Below are 21879 nucleotides of genomic sequence, written 5' to 3' on the forward strand. Positions count from 1 at the left end.
ATTACCATCACTTATTGTATATATTCCTTACTGTCATAATTGTAATAATGAGGTTTACCGTGATGATGACTTTTCCAGTTTCTAAGATCAACCCTGCCTGCTTATATAAGAATTTGTGAAAAAAAGTGTGAAAATTGGTTTAATTAATATCTATGAGCATTACTAATAATACCCTTCCCATCCTCGTGATAGACCACGTCGGTCGAATATACGATTATTCCACTTTCGGTTATCTCATAAGGCCTATATAACCGATCATGCATGGCCCTTCTCATTTTTATGATCCGCATTATCAATTTTATATTCTTTGCAATCTCATTTTGCTGTAAAAACAGTATACCATCGGCAGAATACTCGATTATCCCGTCTTTTGAGTGAATATGATCTCCCGTACTTATCTCGGAGGTATATAGAGCTGTGATCCCCGCCTTTTTGATGGTCTTATTTAAATCAACCAATCGTATGCGCCTCTCTATAGGATCATCGAACATCATGCTGAAAAGTGTGATCGAGTCTATCACAAGCCGATTTGCTCCGAATGATTTTATAAGCTCGGGCAGGTCTATTTTCATCCGTCTGGCTGTGGTTTTTATATCAGACAGGTCAAGCTTTAAAATTTCAAGCTTTCTGTCCTCTATGGATTTCTTCAGGTCATAGCCATAGGAAGCGGCAGTGGATATTATTGATTCTCTCTCTTCTTCAATGCTAATATAAATACATGATTCTCCCCTGCACAGCCCATCATGGATATACTGGATCGCAAGAGTGGTCTTTCCTGTACCAGCATCTCCGATAACAACAACAATGTGCCCCGGTGGAATACCACCGCCGAGCATTTCATCAAGCCCGGTTATGCCAGAAGATACACGCTTGTTTAAACTCATTTTATACAATTTTCCTTATATTTGAAACTTCAAATCCATCATAGTATGTTATCTTTGTCTCAAATTTCTCAATATTATTCTGCTCAAGCCGCGGCAGGAGCCCCCTGAATTTTGTTATATAGAGGCTACGCTGAAGCTTTACCGATTTCCTGTCTGACCATTCAAATGTGAGTACGCCATCAACCAGATCGGTAATGGTCTCCTGTATTTGCTTATCAAGGATATTAGCGCTTAGAATAAGGTATATTATGCCATTCCACATTTTAGAGACCCTGACCATGCCTTTTAAAAACATTATGATATCGTTCTTGCTCAGGTAATCTCCCTCATACATTATAAGCTCTGTTATTGAATCAAGAATCACCATGTTGTTTGCAGCATGCTTATCGAGGAACTCAGATATTTCCTCCAGGATATTTTTATCAGAGCCATGATTGTAGTCCATATTCCTCTTTTTATCCGAAACCCAGAAGTTCTGTACTATACTCTGGCGGAAATAGATATCAGAGAGTTCTTTAAAGATTAACCCGCCTTTTATAGTATTATAAAAATCCTTGTGGAAAGCATATGCATTCTCATTTAAGATATCTTCCTTGGATTTTGAAACAGAGATATAGCATACCTCATTTGGAAGCATGAGTGTTGTCATAATCTCATCTGCCTTGCTTAAGTCGTTATGCTTCTTATTCATAAGGTCGAAATCATAGTGATTGGTCTTTAGATCGATGAGATTAAAAGCAGATGTGTATATGAACTCCCGTGCTCCAGCACCTACATCCTCGAGCAGGAGTATCACAGAACCTGCTGGAAAACCATCATCGATATTCGCATCAAACGTTTTTATGCCGGTGGGTACCTTTCTGAATGCCATGCTGACCGATCCCTAATTACCTGTAGTATGGTAATTCCATATCGCCATTAGTTTTCTCCTCTGGTTGCACATATAACTATACATGCAAGTATATATATTTCTGCTAGCAGGTATATGGATATTGCTTCATGCTTTAAAATTCCTATAACCTCATCTTATTTAACGGCAGGATTTCAGCCAGTTCCTTCAATCTTCTCAACAGATCCTTTCCTTTTTCTGTAAGTACATAGCTTCTTTCTTCTGTATTATGCATTGCTATAAAATCTTCCTCTACCAGCAGGTCAAAATATTTATTGAAGCTTTTACAATTAAGATATGTCCTCCGCATGATCCGTGTCTTTTTTGGTTTCTTCTCCTCCAGTGTCACGCTCAACATATCGCAGATTATTTCACCACTACTTCTTTCTTTTCTCAACCCAACACTTCCTCATTTACCCTCAACAAGGTAATCTTCAGCATCACCAAGCTTCCTATCTTATGCATTTCGGAAACTATAGGCTTTTTCATGCAACCTCAGCAAACTCTATATTCTTTTAATGATATATTCTTTACCTATCCCCTGAATGCGACCTCAGCAATCGTTTTTTGGGGATAGGTATTATGATCGCAAGGGGGTAATATGAGAATAGTTAATGAATCATTAATAATAGGGTTTATTGTATGGCTGGCATTCAGCACAGGTGCTGGAGCTGCTGATAATCCTACAGATATATCAACAGTACCAGATAGTATCGGACTTGAGTTGAAGGCCGAAGGCTTCACAGCGCCGCTGGCTCTTGTCTCTCCTGGGGATGGGACCGGGCGACTGTTCATCGTAGATCAGACCGGCGTTATCATGATCCTGATGGCTGATGGAGAGGTGCTGGGCGAGCCTTTCCTGGATATTCGAGATAAAATCGTGGCACTAAATACAATATTCGACGAGCGAGGGCTTCTTGGCCTGGCGTTTCATCCTGATTTTAAGAATAACGGGCGCTTTTTCGTATATTACAGCGCGCCATTGCGGGAAGATGCGCCAGATGGCTGGGACCATACCAGTCACATATCCGAGTTCAAAGTTGCACAGGATAACCCGGACAAAGCTGATCGCAACTCTGAGTGGATATTACTGCAGGTTGATCAGCCCCAGTCCACCCATAATGCCGGCCAGATTACCTTCGGTCCTGATGGATACCTCTACATTCCACTGGGCGACGGCGGTGGAGCCCACGATGTCGGAACTGGTCACCCGCCCCTTGGCAACGGACAGGACACTTCAACACTTCTGGGAAGTATCCTCCGTATCGATGTGGACAGCGATGATCTCTACAGCATTCCTCAGGATAACCCCTTTGTAGGAGAGGAAGGGCTTGATGAGATCTTCGCTTATGGATTCCGAAATCCCTTCAACATAGCCTTTGATGCTGGCGGGGACCGCTCTCTGTTTGCCAGTGATGCAGGACAGTATCTCTGGGAGGAGGTTAATATTGTTACTAAGGGCAGCAATTATGGGTGGAATATCAAGGAAGGCACACACTGCTTTGATCCCAACAACCCTACTGAACCCCCTGCAGAGTGCCCTGATACTGGTGCCAGAGGTGAGCCCTTGATTGATCCGATTATTGAGTTTGCAAATCTAGTACAGCCTGGCGGCCTCTCACAGGTGGTCATAGGCGGATTCGTCTACCGGGGCAGCGCGCTGCCTGAGTTTAATGGATCTTACATATTTGGAGGTTTTACCTCAAGTCCAGGCCGACCTGATGGCAGTGTGTTCGTGGCCACACCTCCACCGCACGGGGAAAAGATGTGGCCAATGAAAGAACTGCGGATCGCTACGAGAGAGAATGGGCGCATCGGTACTTTCGTACGTTCCTTTGGACAGGATGCTGATAATGAACTGTATATTCTGACCTCGGAAACCCTGGGGCCAGAGGGTAACACAGGCAGGGTCTTTAAGATTGTACCAGCTCAAGCAGATACATCGAACCTAATGGTTACTCCAACACCAACACCTACTCTAGATTTTCCTACGATCGTTCTTCCTATAGCAGTTGTAATAGGTCTGCTGCTCTATAGAAGCAGGGACAAATAGGTAATCCTGTCCTACTTCTTGATTTTTCGAGTGGTTTTCCTTTCCATATAAATAAGATCATCAACAATTTATAAGATAAAAGCTAAGTACATATCAAACATTGTTATTCAGAATGCTCGCACTAACATTAACAGGATTAAAACTCAGGAATCCGCTGATGCTTGCCGCAGGTATCATGGGTACCACAGGTGGCTCATTAAAAAGAGTAGCAGAGGGTGGAGCAGGTGCTGTCGTCACAAAATCCATTGGAAAAGAGCCAAGAAGAGGCCACAGTAATCCAAGTATGATAGAAGTGGATAGTGGTTACTTGAATGCAATGGGTCTTCCCAATCCCTCTTATAGAGATTTCCAGGGCGAGATAGAGAGAGCAAGAGAAGCGGGAGTGCCTGTGATTGCAAGTATTTTTGGTGGGTCTACGGAAGAGTTCCTGGAGATCGCAGGCGCACTTCGTGCCGATGCTTTTGAGCTAAACCTTAGCTGTCCGCATGCCTGCGGCTACGGTGCAGAGATTGGAACCCGGCCCGATCTTGTGGAAGAGATTGCACGTGCTGTCAAAAGCACCGCTCGTTCACCGGTCTGGGTAAAGCTCACACCCAATGTTACGGATATAAAGAGCATCGGACTGGCGGCTCAACGGGGCGGGGCTGATGCCGTTGTGGCAATCAATACTGTAAGGGGCATGGCTATTGATATCGAAAGTGGCTATCCGATACTGGGTAATAGATTCGGGGGTCTCTCAGGCCGTGCTATTAAACCTGTGGCAATAAGATGTGTCTACGACCTCTATGAAGCCCTTGATATACCTGTTATCGGTGTGGGCGGTATCTCAGACTGGAGGGATGCTATCGAGTTTATAATGGCAGGTGCCAGAGCTGTAGAGATCGGCTCTGCTGTGGGTAACAATATTAACATTTTCAGCGATATCTCCTCATGTATGAGGGAGTTCTTAGTTGAGAAGGAATGGACACTGAACGACATATACGGAATGGCGCATGAGCTATGAGACCTGTTAATGCAATTATAACAAAGGTAGTGGATGAGACCCCTACCATCAGGACTTTTTTCCTTGATACCTCCTTTGAATTAATCCCGGGACAATTCGTGATGGTCTGGGTCCGCGGGGTGGATGAGATCCCGATGGCGCTTTCATATGATAATGCAATAACCGTCCAGAAAGTGGGGCCTGCTACATCGGCTTTATTTGAACTTGATGTATGCGATTCTGTCGGCATCCGCGGGCCTTTTGGTAACGGGTTTGATATTAAGAAAGGGTACATTCTATTGGTCGCAGGCGGGGTCGGGGCTGCTCCCCTGGCGCCTCTGGCTGAGAGGGCAGACTCAATGGGTATCAGGGTCGTAACGCTGCTGGGCGCAAGAACAAAAGATGAACTATTATTCAGGGAGCGTTTTGAAGCTGCAGGAGAAGTGCGGATCGCAACAGACGACGGCTCGGCAGGTAAACACGGGTATGTGACCCAAATGTTAGATAATCCTGAGAGCTTTGATCAGATCTACTGCTGCGGGCCTGAGATCATGATGAAAAGAGTCCTCGATACGGTTGCTCCCTCAAAAGCCCAGTTCAGCCTGCACCGCTATATCAAATGCGGCATAGGGATATGCGGCGCATGCTGTGTTGATGGGCTGCGCGTGTGCAGGGACGGGCCCGTGTTCCCGGGAGAGGTTTTGAAGAAGACGGAGTTCGGGGTTTACGGAAGGAATGAGTGCGGGGAGAGAGTTAAGATTTGAAGAACCGCATATAAATGCAGATTTAATTCATCTGCAGTTAATTGGTGGAGTTAGGGTTTGATTCTCTTTATCTGCGTCTACCTGTATTCATCCCGGTTAATATACTCTTAGAAAAAATCATCTCCCCTTTCTCAGCTTCCTCACCGCAAAATCTGCAGCTTTGTTCAGCACATCATAACTTTCAGCAAGCATAGGGCAGTAAGCAGTCTCCGTCTGGCTGAGAGAATAAACATCCATGCCATTTCTTACTGCAAGGGATATCATATTGATACGCGCTGCTGCGCCCTCTCCTATTGCCTGGCCCCCGAGGACTCTTCCAGTTCTTGCATCGGCTATTACTTTAATAATGATATCTTTAGCCCCTGGATAGTATGCGGGTTTATTTTTCCCCTGGGCTTTACCTGATATTGTTTCAAACCCGGCAGATTCTGCAAAGTACTCGCTTAAACCCGCAGATGCAACCTCAAGTTTTCCGATAAGCGAAACATAGGTGGAGAGCGCCCCTTCATACATATCATACCCGCCTGCTGCATTTGTACCTGCCACTGTTCCCTGCCTGAAAGCCGCTGATGCCAGTTGCATGGTAGTGGGTCTGTGGGTGATCAGGCTTACGGTCTCAATGCAATCCCCCACGGCATAGATACCTTTAATATTGGTCTCCATACTTGCATTTGTTTTAATGCCCCATCTCCCGACCTCAATTCCTGCATTCTTTGCTATATCAACATTTGCTCTCACACCCGCAGCGAGAATAACCATATCGGTTCTGATAATTTCGTTATCTATTGAAACAGATTCAACAGGAGTACCGTTTATACTGCCCACCGTTTTGTTTAAGAGTAATCTTATCTGTCTTTCCTCAAGTGACCGCTCGACCACTTTTGCCATATCCCTGTCTAACGCCCGCGGCAGGGCAGAGGAGAGCATTTCAACAACGAAAACATCAAGCCCCTTTTCTTTCAGGGCTACTGCAATCTCAAGCCCGATCGGCCCGGCTCCAACCACGATAGCTCTTTTTGAGCTTTTAGCATTCTCTATAATATCTTGCGCGCTCTCAATATCATGCAGGACAAAAACACCTCTGCCAATACTCTCTTTTGCGCCTTTTACAGGAGGGATGAAGGGCTGTGCACCGAGGGCAATAATAAGAGAATCATAGGGAATAGATACAATCTCCCCGGTTCTCAGGTTCTTTACCACTACATTTCTCTCAGCAGGGTTTATAGCCTGGGCTTCATGTTCAAGTAATTTTGTTAGATGCTCATCAGGAGGCAGTGAAAATTTGAGGTCATCAAGACTTACGATGCCTTCTATAGCAAAAGGCATACCGCACGGAGAGAACATATCGTATGTCCTTTTCTCTATGATTGTAACAGAGGCTTCAGGATCGTTCCTCCGTATAGCCAGTGAAGCTGCAAAACCCCCGCTTCCAAGACCTAAAATTATTATTTTTGCCATACTTATTCATTTTGCATCAAACTTATTATAACCTTTCGATGCCAGAAGATTATAAAAGGTTATAGGCCAATGTAGTATAAGGGTTAATGCGTAATTTTAATGGGGGATAAATTTAATTGAGGATCGCTCAACTGGCTCCTGTATGGGAGCGTGTGCCTCCGGAAAAGTATGGCGGCACTGAGGTTGTTGTTTCCCTTCTTACAGAGGAGCTTATAAGAAGAGGGCATGAGGTTACCTTATTTGCTACGGGTGATTCAATTACTGATGCTAATCTGGTATCCTGTTATGATACATCACCACCGCGAAGTATGCTGGCACAGGGTAATCCGATACCTGATTTGATTCATACTGGCCATGCCCTCAGGTTTGCTGAGCAGTTCGATATCATCCATGATCATACTGGATATATCGGAGTTGCTATGGGAAGTCTGGTTAATAAGCCAGTTCTAAATACACTGCATGGAATATTCGCGGAAGATAACCTTCCCTTTTATGAGAAGTACAAGGATGCGATTTTTTATAACTCTATAAGTCTGGAGCAGCGCAGATCAGGGCCTGATTTAAAATATGTAGGTAATGTTTACAACGCAATCGATGTAGACAGCTACCAGTTCAGCCAGGATAAGGAGGATTATTTTGTTTATATAAGCAGGATATGCCAGGATAAGGGTACTGATATAGCAATAGATGTTTCCCTGAGGGCTAATGTAAAGCTTATAATAGCAGGCAAAGTTAATCCAGGAAAGGATACTCTTTTCTACGAGGAAAAGATCGTCCCCAGGATTGATGGCAAGCAAATTATTTATAAGGGCGAGGTCCCTGAGGATGAGAAGAGAAGTTTGTTAAGGGATGCTAAAGGTTTTATCTTTCCGCTACAATGGGCTGAACCTTTCGGTCTGGTTATGGTTGAGGCAATGGCATCTGGTACTCCTGTTATTGCCTTTCCCTATGGATCGGTTCCCGAAATCGTGAAGAATGGCCAAACAGGCTTTGTTGTCGATAATATTGAGCAAATGGTGGAGGCGGTTAATAGTATAGAGCGCATAGATCCATCTGATTGCCGCAGGTGGGTTCTGGAGAAATTCACAGTCAGTAGAATGGTTGATGAATATGAGGAGATCTATAAAAGGATTATTGAATTAAAGGCTGATGAAAAAGTGGCTAAGATAGACATCAGCAAGCCTCATGCATTGCATCCTTTAGAGATTCCAGATAGTTCCCCAGGTACAGAGACCATTTCAGTTGACACCGGGTACATACGTTTATAATCCTCCAGCAGAATTAACCTGCTCTTATGAGGCTCATTGCATTTGTAGGAATGCCAGCATCCGGGAAGTCAGAAGCATCAGCAGTAGCACATAGATTGAACATACCTGTTGTCAGCATGGGTGATATTGTAAGGGAGGAAACTGCAAAGCGTGGCCTATCTCCTACAGATGAGAATATTGGCGGCATGGGAACAAAGCTTCGCAGGGAGGAAGGCATGGATGCTATCGCAAGGCGCTGTACTTCCAAAATCCGTTCACTTGATTCCCCTGTTGTGGTTATTGACGGCACGAGGAATATAGAAGAGGTGGATTATTTCAAAAGACAGTTCGGAAGTGATTTTAAACTTATAGCAATCAAAACACCGTTTGACATCAGGTTTGCGCGGATGAAAAAACGTTGCCGCTCTGATGATATGTGTAACAGCGGGGAATTAGAAAGACGGGATGAGCGTGAAAGGGGCTGGGGAGTGGATAAAGCAATGGAAATGGCAGATATAACCATCGAGAATACAGGATCTATTGAGAAATTTCATAAAGAAATAGAAAAAATACTTCAAGATCTATGAACATAACCGTAAGAATCTCTGCACTCATCTATCCTACCGAGGTCGAGGAGAGAGTCAGAACCGCTATCACAAACCTATTCCCGATTGAACTGCATCTCCAGGATTTTGGCGTCCCGCGGCTATATAGTGAGGGGAATCTTGAGAGCCTGAGAAAGCTGCATATGCTCTTAAGAGAAGTGCGTATCCTTGATACTGCGCGCAGTGTACTCTTAGCCGGGATCAGGGGGAGCACGACTCAATTTAGTTTAAATAAACAGGTCGCATTCATAGGAGGAGTGAATTTTCCTGCTGTAGAAGAGAGTCTGGGTTCTATATATGTTGATATCTCTGCTGAGAGTAAAGAGGATCTCCTCAAAATCATCGACTGGCTTGCACCGCAAACTATAGATGGCAAGCCGATTGAGGAGATAGAGCTATAGTCTGAGCTGAGAGGGGGCATCTGCAGTATATAACATAATACTATAAATATCTGAATAGATAATTATTATTCCTATGCAGAATACTCTGGAATTCGGGACAAAGAGTGTTAAGCCTGGTATTAGAATGCTATTTGATATGAAGGAGGTCATTTACGATCAAGAATGGTTGCTCAGCGCAACTGATCTTGAACTGTATTATATGTACCGTGATCTATCGCTCAGCAGAAATGATGCCCTTACCATTAAAGAACATGGCTTAAGATATGATGTTACTGTCATCCCGCCACGTATGCTGGGGTGTGAGTTCGTGAAGACAGCAGGACACTACCATCCCATGGTACCAGGAACTGATATTACATATCCTGAGATATACGAGGTCTTAAGCGGTGAGGCGCACTACATCATGCAGAAATCAGATAATGATAAGATACAAGATACAATACTGGTAAAGGCTGAGCAGGGGGACAAGGTGATAATTCCCCCGGGATACGGGCATATCACTATTAATGTATCTAATAAGGTACTTAAAATGGCGAACTGGGTAGCACGGGACTTTGAATCTGTATATGCACCAATAAAGGAAAAGGGAGGAGGCGCCTATTTTATTCTGGATAATGGGATTGTGAAAAACCCGGGTTATGGTTATATACCAGAGATAAGAATACTTGATCCAGCCAGTATCAGGGGACTGCAGAAAAACAGGGAGATGTATGGGCTGGTGAGGGATATCAGAAAACTGGAGTTTTTGACAAGACCACAAGAGTATGGATGGTTATTCGAAGAGATTTTTGTATAAACCACTGTAGTATGAAAAGCTATATTACGCCTCATGACTACATGAAGCCACTAGACCATAGGCGAAGTGACGATAATGAAATTGATAATACCGCATCCAGGCCATTCTTTAGCACTGGAAGAGATATGTAAAGAGGCAACAGAGGAAGTAGATGAGATTTATATGGCAGGTACGCCAGAGGTACTTGGAAGCGGAAGAGTTACCTTACATGCGCCATTGCTGGATGAAATTACAGAGCAGACACAGTACATCCACGATAAAAAGTTTAAAATAGGCATAGTCATGAATCCTTCCTGCATGGGAGGTCAGCATCTGACTTCGCAGGGTTATAATATGTTCAGGTGGTATTTTGGCAAGCTAAGCGAGATAGGGGTGGATTCTGTAACTGTTGCAGAACCTTATCTGGTGGAGATGCTTACAAAAGAATTTCCTGATATTAAGGTGGTAGTATCTGTCATATCGCATGTGGATTCACCTGAAAGAGCAAGGTTTTTTGAGGAACTTGGTGCAGATGCCATAACGCTGGATACTAATATAAATAGAGACTTCGAAATTCTGGAGGGTATAAGAGAAGTCGTTGATTGCGAGCTCAGGCTGCTGGCGAATGAGGCATGTCTATATAAATGCCCGTTCAGGTACTCTCACTTCAATCTGTTCTCTCATATGACCGCGCTTGGAAACAGGCCCAATATTTTCAGTGACTATTATTATGAAAAATGCATTTCATTCAGGGTAAGGTATCCAGAATTAATCATTAAATCTCCCTGGATAAGACCGGAGGATCTTGGGGCATACGAAGCTCTAGGTATAGATTGTTTTAAAACATCCGGTCGTGCTAACACCATACGCTGGATAACAGATTGCATGAGGGCTTATTCAGATCGATCGTATGATGGAAACCTGATGGATATACTGGATTGCCCGAGTGAATTGCGCGATATGTTCTATATTCCGAACAAGGAGTTAGACGGAGTTATAAAACAGTGGATGACTTGCAAAAAGTTCTGTCATAAATGCGGATTCTGTAAGGCCACTGCACAAAGAATTATCAGGATTTTTGAATTTACGGACATGCAAAGAAAGACTCTGCCTTTAAGAGAGGTTCAGGTGGTCTGATGCGCGATCTCCTGGATAAAATCCCACAGAGCCGTGGAAAGCTTGAGAGCACTATAAGGAAATTCAAGGGAGCACCTGTTTATATAATAGAATTAAAAGTGTTTGGAACTGCATGCGGGTGTATTGGCATGCTTGCGGATGTGAGAGGCCTGCAGATTGAGGATATAGAGGTCTATCAAGAGCACTTTGTAGCCATTCTATCTGAAATAAGCAGGTATATTGGATTAAAGCCTGATTTGATGTATGCCCGTACTTTACCTGGATCATTCGAGGTAGTGGCATTTACTGCTAGAGAACTCTGCAGTAGATGTAAGAATGATCTTGCCAGCTTTGAGAAGCCAAGACCGGATTTAATAATACTTAATAAAGCATAAGTGAGAGATTCAATTATGCAAAATCAAAATGATAGGGCCAGGTTTGCGGCTAAGATAAAGAATAAAAAATATATCGATAACTATATCGAGAAATGGCTTGAGCTAAAGACACTTGATAGGCCATATGTGGAATGCGAGATCTGCGGGTACAGGAGCAATGCCTCTATTCACCAGCACCTTTTGATACCAGAGGAGTTTGGTCTGGATTCATCAAGTGATAATCGTATAATCCACATGTGCGCAAACTGCCATTATGAGCTTCGCGCCCTTATAGATAGGCAGCATATCGGGATGGTGCCGGAAAGACTGCTGCAGGTATGTGAGGGGGCTTTTGAAAACTTAAAGGATAAGAAAAAACATTATATGGCAGCAAATCAGAGTCTAGAGGGGATAGAGGTCTGATGTTTACTCTTCTTCTCGACAGAGTAGGAGAGATTGTTGATGAACCGACCGATATAAATGAGAAGCTTCTATCCATCTGCAGATTGCTCAAGAACAATGTTCCTCACTATAATTGGGTCGGATTCTATCTTGTGTACCAACCAGGAGAACTCGCCCTTGGACCTTTTATCGGAGAGCTTACCGAACACACGAGAATACCTTTCGGGAAGGGCATATGTGGTCAGGCAGCAGAGAAGGGGGTAACATTCATCATCCAGGATGTCTCAAAGGAGGTAAACTATCTCTCATGCAGTCCAAAAGTGCAGTCTGAGATAGTAGTTCCAATCTTTAAGAATAGAGAAATCGTAGGGGAACTCGATATAGATTCGCATAACCTCTCATCCTTCACAGAAGAAGATGTTAAATTCCTTGAAAATGTATGTCGGGTTGTATCCAGGCTGTTTTAGAGCGCAAAGAACGCAAAGCGTTCTTTGCAGTGATTTTACTAGACGTATAGGAAAGTATAAACGCATTTCTTCCTCCTCATCTTGAAATCTGATAGTCTAAAAACAACGAACATAAACGAACTGGAACGAACTCCAAGAGTTCGTTTTGAGTTAGTATAAGTTCGTTGTTAATAATTTTGCCCCCGCAGGGGCTTTCTTGATGCTGCAACTGATCACGCAAACTAAAGCTAAACTTTGGGGCTACCTTGACCTCATAGATAAACCGCAAGTATTAAAAGGTATTATTGCTATATGGACGATTGCTATATGAGCGATGATCTGAGTGAAACAAATATATTTGATTCGATAGGTAACCCTTTAAGTGTAGGGAGTTCTGTACTCTACGGGGCAACAGGTACAAAAGGCTATGTAACCGAAATTATATCTGATGAGGAAGGTACATGGGCGCTTGTCGATAAGACCAATCTCTACTATAAGACAGAAGTTCTTACAGTGATAAAGGACGTTGAGGAGAAAGAGGTTGTAGAAAAAATATTCACTCGTGAGGAAATGGACAAAGCGTTAGAAAAAGAGAAGGAATCCGCTCCAAAAGAAATGAGTGATATCAGTGTGGAGAGCGGTGGATAAAAATATATTTTTGTTTTATAAAAATATGTGCATGCTGGGCTCCGCTACGGATATTTTGCAGGCTATTTTATAACGGATTATCATGAATAATTCGTAAGATTTAAGTACTATAAGTGAATGGGTTGGGGTGTACAAGGGATTGTAATGGTAGATCGATACAATAAAAAACAATATTCAAGAGAAATCAGGACATAGGTATCTTTTCTTGGGTTCTGTACTCCAGAATGTTGTATATCGCTCTTATTGTATCATCGCCAGGTGATCAGTCTCTTGGAAAAATAAAACATAGGAGGTAAATAAACGTGGCTGACTCAATAGACCTATATAGCGACAGAGGAGCAAAACTCAAATCAGGCGTGGATCTAAATGCCATAAGCCCGATGAAAAATGCCGCTATTAAGAAAATAGTCACCGGTATAAAGCGAACAGCAGCCGTTGACTTAGCTGGAATCGAGAAGACCTTAGCAACTTCATCCATAGGCGGTAAGGGTAGAAAGATTCCAGGAAGAGAGATGAAACTGGACATTGTAAAGAATGCAGACAAGATCCGCAGTAAGGTTGCAGATCTGGTAAAAGTGGAGAACGGCGACGACACCAATGTTGAATCCTTAAACGGTGGCAAGCAGTTGCTGGTTCAGGTTCCATCCCCCAGAATCGATGTTGCAGCAGAATATGTATCATCATTAACCTGCGCGGCACAGGCAACCACACTGGCAATAATCGACCAGTTCAATATCGGAATGTTCGATGGGCCAACCATCAAGTCCGCAGTCTGGGGACAGTACCCACAGACACTTGATATGGTAGGCGGCAATGTAAAATCAATCGTCGAAATCCCGCAGAAGGACGAGGGCTTTGGCTATACATTAAGAAACGTCATGGCAAACCACCTTGCAGCAACCTGCAGGTTCAATGCTATGAACACCGCAGCACTGTGCTCAACCCTTGAGACAGTCGGTGTCTTTGAAATGGGCGATGCACTTGGCATACAGGAGAGGCACAGGCTTCTCGCATACTCACATCAGGGCTTGAACGCAAACAACCTTGTCTATGGAACAGTAAAGGAACAGGGCAAGACAGGTACAATCGGTACAGTTGTCCATGCAATTGTCGGAAAGGCACTCGATGACAAGATAATCAGTGCAGATAAGAAGTTTGCATCTGGCTATACAACATACAAGACATCTGATGTAGGCAGATGGAATGCATACTGCGCAGCAGGCACAATGGCAGCAACCATGGTGAACTGCGGTGCAATGAGAGCACCACAGTCAGTATCAGCAGTACTGCTGTACTTCAATGATATCGTTGAGAAAGAGACCTCACTACCAGGATGCGACTTTGGTAAGGTACAGGGAGTTGCAGTCGGATTCTCCTTCTTCAGTCACTCTATCTATGGCGGCGGAGGACCAGGCACATTCAACGGTAACCACGTAACTACCAGACACTCAAAGGGACTTGGAGTGCCATGCGTAGCAGCAGCAGTTGCTCTTGATGCAGGTGTACAGATCTACAGCCCGGCAAAGACCTCTCAGCTTGTAGGAGATGTCTTCAGCGCAGTAGATGAATTCAGGGAGCCTATAAAGGCTATAGCGGAGGCCGTATAAATTCGGAGAATTGAATGGTAAATACTGCTTCAGTCACGGATAAGCCCATCCAGATACGAGTATTTCCGAAGCGATTATTACAACCTGAGACCGCTGAGAAACTCTTAAACGAGATTGATCAGACCAAAGGTGTAATAAGAATGCTCCTCAACGGGAAAAATCTACCCAGAAAGGTCACATGCGGACCTGGAACAGGTGCAGATGTGAACCATCCTGACCGGATGATCATCAATGTTGGAGGATGTGCATTCGAGTTGCATATCATAGTGGGAGAAGTAATAGTTGAAGTGGAGAATGAAAGTGCTATGGAAGACGTCAAAAAAGCGTGTGAGCGAGCGCTCCCTTTCCCGTTTGAGTTCAAACGAGGGCACTTTATAAAGAGAAGACCCACACTGACTGATTACGGCAAGTATGGGTTCAGAAGCAAGACTGATGAGAGAATCAATCTTGAAGATGAACGAATACTCGGCCTGATAGATCCACATGCAAAAGCGGAAACAAACCTCTGTGTAATTGATACAGAGAAAAAGTAATGAGTTTATCCTGGAAGCGGAAGAAACCGATTCAAATAAAATAAGGAGGAAAAAAATATGGCTTATAAACCACAATACTACCCTGGCAATACCTCAGTTGCCAAGAATAGAAGAAAACACATGTCAGATGACTTAGAGAAACTGCGCGATATTGCAGATGAGGACTTAACCGCAATTCTGGGTCACAGAGCACCAGGTTCGGATTATCCAAGTACACACCCGCCACTCTCAGAGATGGGAGAACCAGATGATCCGATAAGAGAGATCGTAGAACCAACACCGGGCGCAGCAGCAGGCGACAGAGTCAGATATGTACAGTATGCTGATTCAATGTACAATGCTCCAGCAACACCATACTTCAGATCGTACCACGCAGCAATCAACTTCAGAGGTGTTGATCCAGGCACACTGTCAGGCAGACAGGTTAACGAGATGAGAGAGAGAGACCTTGAAGAGTACACCAAGAGACAGTCAGAGACCGAGATAACTGACTGGGGTCTTGCAGGAATGAGAGGCTGTACAGTTCACGGACACTCCCTCAGATTACAGGAAGATGGCGTAATGTTCGATATGCTGGACAGGCGCAGACTCGAAGGCGGCAACATTGTAATGGACAAGGACCAGGTCGGCGTACCAATCGACAGAAAGGTCAACCTTGGCAAACCAATAAGCGAGGCAGAAGCTGCCAAGAGAACATCCATATACAGGGTGGATAACATATCCTTCAGAAGCGACAAGGAAGTAGTCGAACATGTACAGAGAGTCTGGGAGTTAAGAACCAGATATGGCTTCCAGCCAAAGGCGTAAGAGGTGAGTCAAATGGCAGAACCAAGATTTAAGAAAGCAATGGAAACAAAGTACGCAAAAGAATGGGGAACCAACAAATGCGGCTCCACAGCCAAGAGCAAAATAACCGATAAGAAGACCAAATACCTCAGACTTGGATATACCCAGAACCCAAGAAAGGTAGAGATGACAAAGTGCGGAGCAGCAATCACCAAGAAGAGAGGATTGCAGGCGTATGATCCAAAGCTGCACCTTGCCGGTATCCCGATGGGTCAGAGGCAGTTGACCCCATACACAATATCCGGAACAGATATCGTGTGCGATGGTGACGATCTCCACTTCGTCAACAATGCTGCAATGCAGCAGGAATGGGACGATATAAGGAGAACATGCATTGTAGGACTTGACCTGGCACATGAGACTCTTGAGAAGAGATTGGGCAAGGAAGTTACTCCTGAGACCATCAACTACTATCTTGAAGTCTTAAACCATGCAATGCCCGGTGCAGCTATCGTTCAGGAGCACATGGTCGAGACACACCCTGCATTAGTAGATGACTGCTATGTGAAGGTATTCACAGGCGATGAAACACTGCAGGATGAAATCGACAAGCAGTTCGTTATCAATATCGACAACGAATTCCCGGCAGAGCAGGCAAAGCAGATCAAAGCAGGCATAGGCAAGACCTCATGGCAGGCAGTGCATATCCCGACCATAGTCACAAGGACTGAGGACGGACCAGGCACAAGCCGCTGGATGGCAATGCAGGTCGGTATGACCTTTATCAGCGCATACCACATGTGCGCAGGTGAAGCAGCAGTCGGTGAACTTGCATTCACAGCCAAACACGCAGGACTTGTAGAGATGAGCGATATGATCCCTGCACGCCGTGCAAGAGGACCAAATGAGCCAGGAGGATTATCCTTCGGCCACATGGCAGATATCGTCCAGACAAGCAGAAAGACCCCGGATGATCCAGTCAATGTAGCATTACAGACAGCAAGTGCAGCAAGCATGCTGTACGACCAGATATGGCTCGGTGGCTACATGTCAGGCGGTGTGGGATTCACAATGTATGCAACACCAGCATACACCAATGATATCCTTGACGACTACGTGTACTGGGGCGCAGACTATGCACAGAAGAAGTACGGCAAGTTCGGAAGCGCAAAGGCAACCATCGAGACCGTGAAAGATATCGGCACAGAGGTAACCCTGTACGGTATTGAAGCATACGAGAAGTACCCAACAACACTTGAGGACCACTTCGGCGGCTCACAGAGAGCTACAGTGCTCGCAATTGCAGCAGGTGCCTCAACAGCAATGGCAACCGGACACAGCAATGCCGGTCTATCAGCATGGTATCTATCCATGTACCTCCACAAAGAGGCATGGGGCAGACTCGGATTCTATGGATACGATCTGCAGGATCAGTGCGGTGCAACCAACGTCTTCTCACTCGGCTCTGATGAAGGTGCCATTGGAGAGGTCAGAGGTGCTAACTACCCGAACTACGCAATGAACGTAGGTCACCAGGGTGGATACACCACGGTAGTCTCAGCAGCACATGCTGGCAAGAAGGATGCATTCTGCGTGAACCCGCTGGTCAAGAGCTGCTTCGCAGATGACCTGGTCAACTTTGACTTCGCGGATCCAAGAGGAGCATTCGGCAAGGCAGCACTCAGAGAATGGGATCGCTGCGCCGGTGAGAGAGCATTCGTTATCCCAGCAAAGTAGATCTATAAGTAGGCTTCATGCCTACTTTTCTTATTTTTTGGGATAACTGGATGGAAAAAGATATATTATAGTTTGATGTTCATAGCGATGTGATTTAAAATGGCAGAAGTTAAAAGACAGCCCAAGGTACCTGGTGATGTAAAATGTATGTTCTGTGATGGGACAGGGAAACACCAGGATGAGACATGTATTGTCTGTGATGGAAAAGGAACAGTGTATGTTGTTGACTCAACAAGAAAGTGTCAATGGTGCAAAGGCAGAGGTTATCTGATGCCTAAAATTCCATGCACCACTTGCGGCGGAACCGGTTACACAAGACCTGTTAATAAACAGCGCCTGTTTTAAAGAGGGGGGTCGAAGAATCCCCTACACCCTTATCAGAACTATTTTTATAAAAAATTTAAAGATACTTTAATATCTGCTATTTTCTGTAACTGTACTTCTCACTTAGCTTCTGATAGATATAGTCGTGTGCACTGTTCACTGCCTCTAATTCTCCGCGCAGCACCAGGAGATTATCAGATTCTAGATCTATGGTTTTAATAGCACATTTCCGGGTGGTTACTTCCAGATTAAATTTGTCTACTGCCTCCATTATTATTTTATGGGGTAATCCAGGCGGTAGAACTAAGTCGTATATACCTGCAAGTGCTTTCTCTCTCTCATCAACAACATCTCCAGCATCTTCAACAAATTCATCTCCTATATATTTATTTTCCTTATCAATCATAGAAATCACTTTTTGATATGAAATCTTTATTAGGTCACATAAAGCTTATGGTAACCTATGCTTACAAAATTACTATTCCCGCCCCAATGGATCCCAACCCAGCCTTATTTAAGTCTCCCGTCTCTCTTCGCCTTCCTGAAGGCCAATTATTGCGATGTAGAGCAGATGGATATCAACGTATCCTTTTATGATGATCTGTTAAGTAAACAGGGACTCTCTGCCTTCTATGAGAAAGTTTATTCGAAATTCCAGGATCTTGAGTCCCAGAAAGAGCTGTCACCCCACCTTCAGAAACAGTACACGGCACTGAGCAGTTCTGTTCTTTTTGGCGAATACATTATTGATGAAACAGATAATGCAAAAAAGATTTTAAGGGATAAGAAGGGTTTCTATAATGTTAAAGAACTATTTAGAGCTTTTAAAATACTTGAGCTTGGGCTTAAGCTTGTCTCCTCGGCTTATTATCCTACAAACCTGACTTTTCATTCATATGATATGCGCTACTCATGCCGCTCAAGTAAAGCTATTCTTGCTTCGATTAATGATCGGGAAGAGAATCTCTTTATTGATTATTTCGAGAAAGAGACAGTCCCTAAAATCCTTGAAAACAGGCCTGACCTGATAGGTATCTCTATAATCAATACCAGTCAATTAATTCCAGGGCTAACGCTTGCAAGTCTTATTAAAAGAGCAGATGAGAATATACATATAAATATAGGGGGCAGTGTTTTCACGCGTCTGATCAATGAGATAAGCAAAAATAATGAGCTTTTCTCTATATTTGATAGTGTGATCGTACATGAGGGTGAGACCGCTTTATTGAATCTTACAAAACATCTGAGCAATGGACTTGACATTGAAGATATTCCCAACCTCATTTATAAAAAGGGATCCGGGATCAGGATCAACAAGCTCAGTTCTGAGGGAGAGGATATTAATTCTTTACCCTCTCCATGCTTTGATGGTCTTCCATTCTCATTATATTTCTCACCTGAGCTCATCCTTCCTGTGCTTTCATCAAGGGGATGCTACTGGAAACGCTGTACCTTTTGTGACCATAGTTATGGTTACTCAGGGAATTACAGGCCCAGGAATGTTGATCTGTTATATAATGATATCAAGACACTAAAAGATAGATATAAAACAAGCTTTTTCACGTTTCAGGATGAAGGCGTCTCTCCAAGATTGATAAGTGCATTATCTGATAAGATAATAGAGAATAACCTTGATATATCATGGTTAGCAGATTCGAGATTTGATCCAGTATTTTCTGAGGAGTTTGGCAACAGGATTGCTGATGCGGGATGTAAGATGCTGTATTTTGGACTGGAATCTGCTAATAACAGAATCCTGTCATGCATGGATAAAGGTATAAAGAAAGATAATGTATTAAATATCTGTAGATACTGCGCTGATGCGGGAATCTGGACACATCTTTTTTTAATATTCGGATTTCCTACAGAGACCCGCCATGAGGCAAGAGAGACAGTAGATTTTATCCTGCATAATAATAAAATAATCCGCTCAATGTCGTTTGGCAGTTTCCAGCTTACAAAGCACTCAAAAGTGTATGAGAACCCGCCATTATTTGATGTTAAGACAATAATTCGAAATGAGAATATAGATCTGTCGCTCTGGTATGATTATGAAACCACCCGTGGAATGTCAAAGAAAGAGACGGATGAGTTGATACAGGAATTCTATAATGAGCTTTCTTTGCAGTACAGGGATTTCTCTATCTGGAGCAATCTTGATAGGGAACATCTTTTTCTTTATATCTCTCACTATAAGGGATCTAAGGATGAGCGGGGTTTATCTGAACTGATTGATAGGATACAGAAAGAACAGATAAAGAAATACACAACAACTGATACCAGAAATAATGGAATATATCCGGTTCTCAATGAAGGAGTTTTTATAAGAACGTTTAATTTCAATCTCGCGCAAATAATTCATACCATGCTGGCAGGGGACTCACTGGAGAACAGGCTGCAGAAAGATAGAACAAATGTGCTGTTTGATACCAATAATAACAGGGTATTTACTATAACCGATTTTGCAAAGGACGTGCTGGACAGGAGTAGTGGAGAATTGGATATATCAGAAATAATTGAGGTAATCAGAGAGAAGTATCAGATGCCTTATACTGAGGCCGAGTCTAAGTGTAAGAGCTTTTTGAAAGGATTATTCGAAAAAAATATAGTTTATTATTGAGATTTCGTTATCTCTATATACTCATAAATTAATTTAAAATTGGGTATTCGAATGAAGACATGTATAATGTGCGGCGGCGAGGGCACAAGGCTCAGGCCGCTTACTTTTGACAGGCCAAAACCGACGATTCCTCTATTAAATAAACCATCGTTAGTACATCTGGTTGAACATCTGGCTATGGAAGGTTTTAATGATATCGTGCTTACACTGGGATATCTTGGTGGCGAAATAGAGGCAGCGCTCGGCGATGGCAGTATGTATGGTGTGCATATCGAATATGTACATGAGAAAGAAAAAATGGGGACTGCAGGAGGAGTAAAAAATGCAGAAGAGTTATTCGAAGGTGAGCCATTCCTGGTCGTGGGAGGAGACCATGTCATGAACCTCAGGCTCAGGGAATTCTTCCGTTTTCATGAGAAAAACGATGCTCCTGTGACTATAGGCTTAATCCCGATCGATGATCCGCGCGAGTATGGTATCGCTGATCTGGATGTCAATAACAGGATAACCCGCTTCTTTGAGAAACCGGGCCCGGGTGAGATATTCAGTAACCTTGCAAGTACGGGCATATACGTATGCGACCCGAAGGTCCTGAAATGGATACCAGGGGAGAAATATGATTTTGCAAAAGACCTTTTTCCGCAGATCATGAAAAAGGGCGAGAATATCAATGGCTTCCTTGTACACGGGAGATGGACAGATATAGGTAACCCGCAGGCTTACAGGGAAGCATGCAGATGGATGCTTGAGCAGATGCCGGGCACAAAGATATCAGGGCGCCTTAATGTTAAGGATGCAAAGGTGACAGGTCCAATCGATCTTGGACATGATGTATATCTGGGTTCAAATTCTGCTATCGTCGGTCCGATAGTAATTGGAGAGAACACCACGATCGGAGATAATGTATTGGTCGGCCCATATACATCCATCGGCTCAAACTGCAAGATCGGCAACAACTCAAGAATTCTCTCTTCTTATATCTTTGATAACATTGAGATAGGCTCTAACACCATGGTCTCAGGTGCAATTATCGATAATGCCACTAAAATAAAAGATTCGTGTATCCTTGAGACAGGCACGGTCATTGGCCCCAGGGTCATAATCGGGGATGAGGTAACGGTTAATTCACCCGTAAGGATATGGCCTGAGGTCAGAGTAAAAAGTGGAACCAGGGTCAGTGAGAACCTAGGAAATGAGGACTTCGACAACGAGATAAAGGGCTCCTAGG

Annotated in this window: 24 protein-coding genes; 19 read left to right on the plus strand and 5 right to left on the minus strand. The window is 43.7% G+C overall.

What is annotated here, in order from left to right; translation table 11 throughout:
* Positions 1-143: 143 nt before the first annotated feature.
* The 3 genes from ANME2D_RS05255 to ANME2D_RS05265 form a co-directional block, all read right to left on the minus strand.
* Positions 144-884, minus strand: a complete 741-nt coding sequence (locus tag ANME2D_RS05255; RefSeq protein WP_048089580.1) for an ATPase domain-containing protein — start codon at positions 882-884, stop codon at positions 144-146.
* Position 885: 1 nt separating this feature from the next.
* A complete protein-coding gene (locus ANME2D_RS05260; protein WP_048089581.1) occupies positions 886-1755 on the minus strand; it encodes an RAD55 family ATPase in 870 nt (289 codons plus the stop codon).
* A gap of 142 nt (positions 1756-1897) precedes the next feature.
* Positions 1898-2170: a winged helix-turn-helix domain-containing protein gene (locus tag ANME2D_RS05265; protein ID WP_048089582.1), complete on the minus strand. Its 273-nt coding sequence runs from the start codon at positions 2168-2170 to the stop codon at positions 1898-1900.
* A gap of 204 nt (positions 2171-2374) precedes the next feature.
* Here ANME2D_RS05265 and ANME2D_RS05270 point away from each other — a divergent pair, with 204 nt between their 5' ends.
* The 3 genes from ANME2D_RS05270 (at position 2375) to ANME2D_RS05280 (ending at position 5572) form a co-directional block, all read left to right on the plus strand.
* Positions 2375-3826, plus strand: a complete 1452-nt coding sequence (locus ANME2D_RS05270; RefSeq protein WP_081810146.1) for a PQQ-dependent sugar dehydrogenase — start codon at positions 2375-2377, stop codon at positions 3824-3826.
* A gap of 112 nt (positions 3827-3938) precedes the next feature.
* Entirely contained in the window at positions 3939-4829 is an 891-nt protein-coding gene (locus ANME2D_RS05275) for a dihydroorotate dehydrogenase (protein ID WP_048089584.1), read from the plus strand.
* Positions 4826-5572: a dihydroorotate dehydrogenase electron transfer subunit gene (locus tag ANME2D_RS05280; RefSeq protein ID WP_048089586.1), complete on the plus strand. Its 747-nt coding sequence runs from the start codon at positions 4826-4828 to the stop codon at positions 5570-5572. Before ANME2D_RS05275 ends, ANME2D_RS05280 begins: the two co-directional genes overlap by 4 nt.
* 117 nt (positions 5573-5689) lie before the next feature.
* Here ANME2D_RS05280 and ANME2D_RS05285 read toward each other — a convergent pair whose 3' ends face one another.
* Positions 5690-7030 (minus strand): FAD-dependent oxidoreductase, encoded by a 1341-nt coding sequence (locus tag ANME2D_RS05285; protein WP_048089588.1) that lies wholly within the window; start codon positions 7028-7030, stop codon positions 5690-5692.
* 116 nt (positions 7031-7146) lie between these two features.
* On the opposite strand from ANME2D_RS05285, the gene ANME2D_RS05290 reads away from it, so the two are divergent.
* The 14 genes from ANME2D_RS05290 (at position 7147) to ANME2D_RS05355 (ending at position 18052) form a co-directional block, all read left to right on the plus strand.
* The gene (locus tag ANME2D_RS05290) at positions 7147-8298 is read left to right on the plus strand and encodes a glycosyltransferase family 4 protein (protein ID WP_052368580.1); all 1152 of its coding nucleotides are present in this window, start codon (positions 7147-7149) and stop codon (positions 8296-8298) included.
* 26 nt (positions 8299-8324) lie between these two features.
* The gene (locus ANME2D_RS05295; protein WP_048089589.1) at positions 8325-8864 is read left to right on the plus strand and encodes an AAA family ATPase; all 540 of its coding nucleotides are present in this window, start codon (positions 8325-8327) and stop codon (positions 8862-8864) included.
* The gene (locus ANME2D_RS05300) at positions 8861-9283 is read left to right on the plus strand and encodes an RNA-binding domain-containing protein (protein WP_048089591.1); all 423 of its coding nucleotides are present in this window, start codon (positions 8861-8863) and stop codon (positions 9281-9283) included. The genes ANME2D_RS05295 and ANME2D_RS05300 overlap by 4 nt, the downstream gene beginning before the upstream one ends.
* A 73-nt stretch (positions 9284-9356) precedes the next feature.
* Positions 9357-10079 (plus strand): glucose-6-phosphate isomerase family protein, encoded by a 723-nt coding sequence (locus ANME2D_RS05305; protein ID WP_048089594.1) that lies wholly within the window; start codon positions 9357-9359, stop codon positions 10077-10079.
* Between the two features lie 75 nt (positions 10080-10154).
* The gene (locus tag ANME2D_RS05310) at positions 10155-11195 is read left to right on the plus strand and encodes a peptidase U32 family protein (protein ID WP_048089597.1); all 1041 of its coding nucleotides are present in this window, start codon (positions 10155-10157) and stop codon (positions 11193-11195) included.
* Entirely contained in the window at positions 11195-11569 is a 375-nt protein-coding gene (locus tag ANME2D_RS05315) for a DUF5402 family protein (RefSeq protein ID WP_048089598.1), read from the plus strand. The genes ANME2D_RS05310 and ANME2D_RS05315 overlap by 1 nt, the downstream gene beginning before the upstream one ends.
* 15 nt (positions 11570-11584) lie before the next feature.
* On the plus strand, positions 11585-11971 hold the full coding sequence (locus ANME2D_RS05320) for a hypothetical protein (RefSeq protein WP_048089603.1): 387 nt from the start codon (positions 11585-11587) through the stop codon (positions 11969-11971).
* Positions 11971-12417 (plus strand): GAF domain-containing protein, encoded by a 447-nt coding sequence (locus ANME2D_RS05325; protein ID WP_052368581.1) that lies wholly within the window; start codon positions 11971-11973, stop codon positions 12415-12417. The genes ANME2D_RS05320 and ANME2D_RS05325 overlap by 1 nt, the downstream gene beginning before the upstream one ends.
* Positions 12418-12723: 306 nt before the next feature.
* Positions 12724-13044, plus strand: a complete 321-nt coding sequence (locus tag ANME2D_RS05330) for a DUF2098 family protein (RefSeq protein ID WP_048089605.1) — start codon at positions 12724-12726, stop codon at positions 13042-13044.
* A gap of 302 nt (positions 13045-13346) precedes the next feature.
* Entirely contained in the window at positions 13347-14651 is a 1305-nt protein-coding gene (mcrB, locus tag ANME2D_RS05335) for a coenzyme-B sulfoethylthiotransferase subunit beta (protein WP_048089608.1), read from the plus strand.
* A gap of 14 nt (positions 14652-14665) precedes the next feature.
* On the plus strand, positions 14666-15184 hold the full coding sequence (mcrD, locus tag ANME2D_RS05340; RefSeq protein ID WP_048089611.1) for a methyl-coenzyme M reductase operon protein D: 519 nt from the start codon (positions 14666-14668) through the stop codon (positions 15182-15184).
* Positions 15185-15241: 57 nt separating this feature from the next.
* Positions 15242-15991 carry a coenzyme-B sulfoethylthiotransferase subunit gamma gene (gene mcrG / locus ANME2D_RS05345; RefSeq protein WP_048089613.1) on the plus strand — a complete coding sequence of 250 codons (750 nt, stop codon included), beginning with the start codon at positions 15242-15244 and terminating at the stop codon, positions 15989-15991.
* A 12-nt stretch (positions 15992-16003) separates the two neighbouring features.
* A complete protein-coding gene (gene mcrA / locus ANME2D_RS05350; RefSeq protein WP_048089615.1) occupies positions 16004-17707 on the plus strand; it encodes a coenzyme-B sulfoethylthiotransferase subunit alpha in 1704 nt (567 codons plus the stop codon).
* Between the two features lie 99 nt (positions 17708-17806).
* Positions 17807-18052 (plus strand): hypothetical protein, encoded by a 246-nt coding sequence (locus ANME2D_RS05355; protein ID WP_048089617.1) that lies wholly within the window; start codon positions 17807-17809, stop codon positions 18050-18052.
* Positions 18053-18128: 76 nt separating this feature from the next.
* On the opposite strand, the gene ANME2D_RS05360 is transcribed toward ANME2D_RS05355, so the two are convergent.
* Positions 18129-18437 (minus strand): hypothetical protein, encoded by a 309-nt coding sequence (locus ANME2D_RS05360; protein WP_052368582.1) that lies wholly within the window; start codon positions 18435-18437, stop codon positions 18129-18131.
* 57 nt (positions 18438-18494) lie between these two features.
* Between ANME2D_RS05360 and ANME2D_RS05365 the strand changes: the two genes are divergently transcribed.
* Both ANME2D_RS05365 and ANME2D_RS05370 read left to right on the plus strand, forming a co-directional pair.
* Entirely contained in the window at positions 18495-20651 is a 2157-nt protein-coding gene (locus tag ANME2D_RS05365) for a PqqD family peptide modification chaperone (protein WP_081810148.1), read from the plus strand.
* A 51-nt stretch (positions 20652-20702) separates the two neighbouring features.
* Positions 20703-21878, plus strand: a complete 1176-nt coding sequence (locus ANME2D_RS05370) for a sugar phosphate nucleotidyltransferase (protein ID WP_048089619.1) — start codon at positions 20703-20705, stop codon at positions 21876-21878.
* The last annotated feature ends 1 nt before the right edge of the window (position 21879 follow it).

Source organism: Candidatus Methanoperedens nitratireducens (assembly GCF_000685155.1).
GTDB lineage: Archaea > Halobacteriota > Methanosarcinia > Methanosarcinales > Methanoperedenaceae > Methanoperedens > Methanoperedens nitratireducens.

Excerpts from the sequence above, each read along its gene's own strand:
- ANME2D_RS05255 (WP_048089580.1), bottom strand. The coding sequence starts at position 884 with ATGAGTTTAAACAAGCGTGTATCTTCTGGCATAACCGGGCTTGATGAA.
- ANME2D_RS05260 (WP_048089581.1), bottom strand. The coding sequence starts at position 1,755 with ATGGCATTCAGAAAGGTACCCACCGGCATAAAAACGTTTGATGCGAAT.
- ANME2D_RS05270 (WP_081810146.1), top strand. The coding sequence starts at position 2,375 with ATGAGAATAGTTAATGAATCATTAATAATAGGGTTTATTGTATGGCTG.
- ANME2D_RS05275 (WP_048089584.1), top strand. The coding sequence starts at position 3,939 with ATGCTCGCACTAACATTAACAGGATTAAAACTCAGGAATCCGCTGATG.
- ANME2D_RS05280 (WP_048089586.1), top strand. The coding sequence starts at position 4,826 with ATGAGACCTGTTAATGCAATTATAACAAAGGTAGTGGATGAGACCCCT.
- ANME2D_RS05285 (WP_048089588.1), bottom strand. The coding sequence starts at position 7,030 with ATGGCAAAAATAATAATTTTAGGTCTTGGAAGCGGGGGTTTTGCAGCT.
- ANME2D_RS05295 (WP_048089589.1), top strand. The coding sequence starts at position 8,325 with ATGAGGCTCATTGCATTTGTAGGAATGCCAGCATCCGGGAAGTCAGAA.
- ANME2D_RS05300 (WP_048089591.1), top strand. The coding sequence starts at position 8,861 with ATGAACATAACCGTAAGAATCTCTGCACTCATCTATCCTACCGAGGTC.
- ANME2D_RS05305 (WP_048089594.1), top strand. The coding sequence starts at position 9,357 with ATGCAGAATACTCTGGAATTCGGGACAAAGAGTGTTAAGCCTGGTATT.
- ANME2D_RS05310 (WP_048089597.1), top strand. The coding sequence starts at position 10,155 with ATGAAATTGATAATACCGCATCCAGGCCATTCTTTAGCACTGGAAGAG.
- ANME2D_RS05315 (WP_048089598.1), top strand. The coding sequence starts at position 11,195 with ATGCGCGATCTCCTGGATAAAATCCCACAGAGCCGTGGAAAGCTTGAG.
- ANME2D_RS05320 (WP_048089603.1), top strand. The coding sequence starts at position 11,585 with ATGCAAAATCAAAATGATAGGGCCAGGTTTGCGGCTAAGATAAAGAAT.
- ANME2D_RS05325 (WP_052368581.1), top strand. The coding sequence starts at position 11,971 with ATGTTTACTCTTCTTCTCGACAGAGTAGGAGAGATTGTTGATGAACCG.
- ANME2D_RS05330 (WP_048089605.1), top strand. The coding sequence starts at position 12,724 with ATGAGCGATGATCTGAGTGAAACAAATATATTTGATTCGATAGGTAAC.
- mcrD (WP_048089611.1), top strand. The coding sequence starts at position 14,666 with ATGGTAAATACTGCTTCAGTCACGGATAAGCCCATCCAGATACGAGTA.
- mcrG (WP_048089613.1), top strand. The coding sequence starts at position 15,242 with ATGGCTTATAAACCACAATACTACCCTGGCAATACCTCAGTTGCCAAG.
- mcrA (WP_048089615.1), top strand. The coding sequence starts at position 16,004 with ATGGCAGAACCAAGATTTAAGAAAGCAATGGAAACAAAGTACGCAAAA.
- ANME2D_RS05355 (WP_048089617.1), top strand. The coding sequence starts at position 17,807 with ATGGCAGAAGTTAAAAGACAGCCCAAGGTACCTGGTGATGTAAAATGT.
- ANME2D_RS05360 (WP_052368582.1), bottom strand. The coding sequence starts at position 18,437 with ATGATTGATAAGGAAAATAAATATATAGGAGATGAATTTGTTGAAGAT.
- ANME2D_RS05365 (WP_081810148.1), top strand. The coding sequence starts at position 18,495 with ATGCTTACAAAATTACTATTCCCGCCCCAATGGATCCCAACCCAGCCT.
- ANME2D_RS05370 (WP_048089619.1), top strand. The coding sequence starts at position 20,703 with ATGAAGACATGTATAATGTGCGGCGGCGAGGGCACAAGGCTCAGGCCG.